This is a genomic window from Streptomyces sp. NPDC048696, from assembly GCF_043198895.1.
In the GTDB taxonomy this organism is placed as follows: Bacteria; Actinomycetota; Actinomycetes; order Streptomycetales; family Streptomycetaceae; genus Streptomyces.
Genome location: NZ_JBICVJ010000038.1, coordinates 1 through 2,184, shown reverse-complemented (window position 1 = coordinate 2,184; position 2,184 = coordinate 1). Strand labels below are relative to the sequence as shown.

Below are 2,184 nucleotides of genomic sequence, written 5' to 3'. Positions count from 1 at the left end.
TTGTCGTAGCGGGTGGGTGCGCCACGAGGCGCCATGGAATCGAGTGAGGTGAGAGACCTTCACCACCGGGTTGTCGCAGCAACCCGGCTGAAGCTGGGGGCAGTTCGGCTCAGGGGATGCCAAGCCGAGCGGTAAGCAGCCCCGACAACGCCGGGACGGGTTGGTACTGCCAGACGACCCGGGTCCGGCTAGCGAGACAGGAAGGTGCACGCGAGAAATCAGTGCCTGACGCCCCGTAATTACGACACCGGCTCGAACCTGGCGGATCTGGGCCGGACGCAGTGCACGACCACCAGCGCTCGTCGGTGGTCGACTCCGAAGCCGACTCTACTCATCGGTGGGGAGGCCACGCCGAAGGTCTGCGGCGTAAGCGTGGCGATGCTGCCGGGGTAGAGCTGGGCACCTCACCTGTCGATCGATTTCGTGGTGAACGTGGGAACTGTCCGCGGTCGCCCTTATATCGGACATCCAGTCCGATCGGGGGCAGGCCCATCGCCGGCTGACGGCCGTCGGGCAGGACGGAGGCTCCGTAGTACTCCGAGGCCGGGAAAGCCGGTCACATGGGGAAGGGGGCCAGCAAGTCAGCAGTAAGGAGACTGGAATGCCAGGAGGTCGTCGCCGGTGAATACCGACGAGCTGGAATGGGCCTTGATGAAGGCCGAACGCCGGGTACTGGAGATCCAGACCAAGCTGCACCGTTGGGCTGTCGATGATTCTCATCGCAGGTTCGACGATCTGTTCAACCTCGTGGCCGATCCCGCCTTCCTGTTGGTGGCGTGGGACCGTGTCCGGGGAAACAAGGGCGCCCGCACGGCCGGAGTGGACGGGAAGACCGCCCGCTCCATCGAAGCCGGGCAGGGAGTCGAGGCGTTTCTGGACAGGCTGCGGACCCAGCTCAGAGACCGCAGCTTCCATCCGGTTCCTGTCCGCGAGCGGATGATTCCCAAGGCGAATGGCAAGCTTCGTCGTCTCGGGATTCCGACTGTGGCGGACCGAGTGGTCCAGGCGTCCTTGAAACTGGTGCTGGAGCCGGTATTCGAAGCGGATTTCCTCCCGTGTTCCTACGGGTTCCGCCCGAACCGCCGAGCCCACGATGCGATCGCCGAGACTCGCTACCTCGCCAGCCACGGATACGAGTGGGTGGTGGAGGGCGACATCACGGCGTGCTTCGACGAGATCGCGCACCCAGCCCTCATGGAACGGGTGCGTAATCGAATCGGGGACAAGCGGGTGCTGTCCTTGGTGAAGGCGTTCTTGAAGTCCGGGATCCTGTCCCGTGACGGAGCCTTCACGGACACACGCACCGGGACCCCGCAAGGCGGGATCCTGTCGCCACTGCTGGCCAACATCGCACTCTCGGTCCTGGACGAGCACATCGCCCAGGGCCCCGGAGGGCCAGATGGCACCTCCGAGGACCGGCGCAGGAGACGGCGCCGAGGACTGCCCAACTACCGGCTGGTCCGGTATGCGGACGACTTCCTCGTACTCGTCTTCGGGCACCGTGAACATGCCGAGGAACTACGCGACGAGGTCGCAGAGGCATTGAAGCCAATGGGCCTACGCCTGTCGGTGGAGAAGACAAAGATCACGCACATTGACGAGGGCCTTGATTTTCTCGGATGGCGCATCCAGCGCCACCGGAAACTTGGCACTGACCGGCAGTACATCTACACCTACCCGGCACGGAAATCAGTACGCTCCGCCACGGGCAAGGTGAAAGAACTGACCGGACGACAGAACGTCGGCTTGTCGCTGGAGTGCCTGCTCCACCGACTGAACTCGGTGTTGCGAGGATGGTGCGCGTATTTCCGTCCCGGAGTTTCGAACGTCGCTTTCTGTTACCTCAGCCACTACACGTGGATGAGAGTGACGCGATGGATCCGACGCAAGCACCCCCGGATCACTTGGAAACAGCTCCGTCGACGCTATTACGACGGCGGCTGGTGGCCCGTCACAGAGGAAACGGAACTGTTCAACCCGGCAAAGGTAAGCACGACCAGATACCGATACCGGGGAAAACTCATTCCGGCTCCGTGGCCCACTACGGCATGAGGAACTGAACACCCCGAAACGGGATTTGTGGAGAGCCCGGTGCCCGGAGACGGGCACGCCGGGTTCGGGAGGCGGCTCGGGGAAACCCACTGATGGAAACACCAGCAGGGCGCCCCGAGTCGACCTCACCGA

At 63.6% G+C, this 2,184-nt stretch carries 1 protein-coding gene; it reads left to right on the top strand.

Translation table 11 applies throughout. The annotated features are described in order from the left end of the window. Nucleotides 1-621: 621 nt before the first annotated feature. The gene (ltrA, locus tag ACGFRG_RS36360) at nucleotides 622-2,052 is read left to right on the top strand and encodes a group II intron reverse transcriptase/maturase (RefSeq protein WP_393271042.1); all 1,431 of its coding nucleotides are present in this window, start codon (nucleotides 622-624) and stop codon (nucleotides 2,050-2,052) included. Nucleotides 2,053-2,184: the final 132 nt, after the last annotated feature.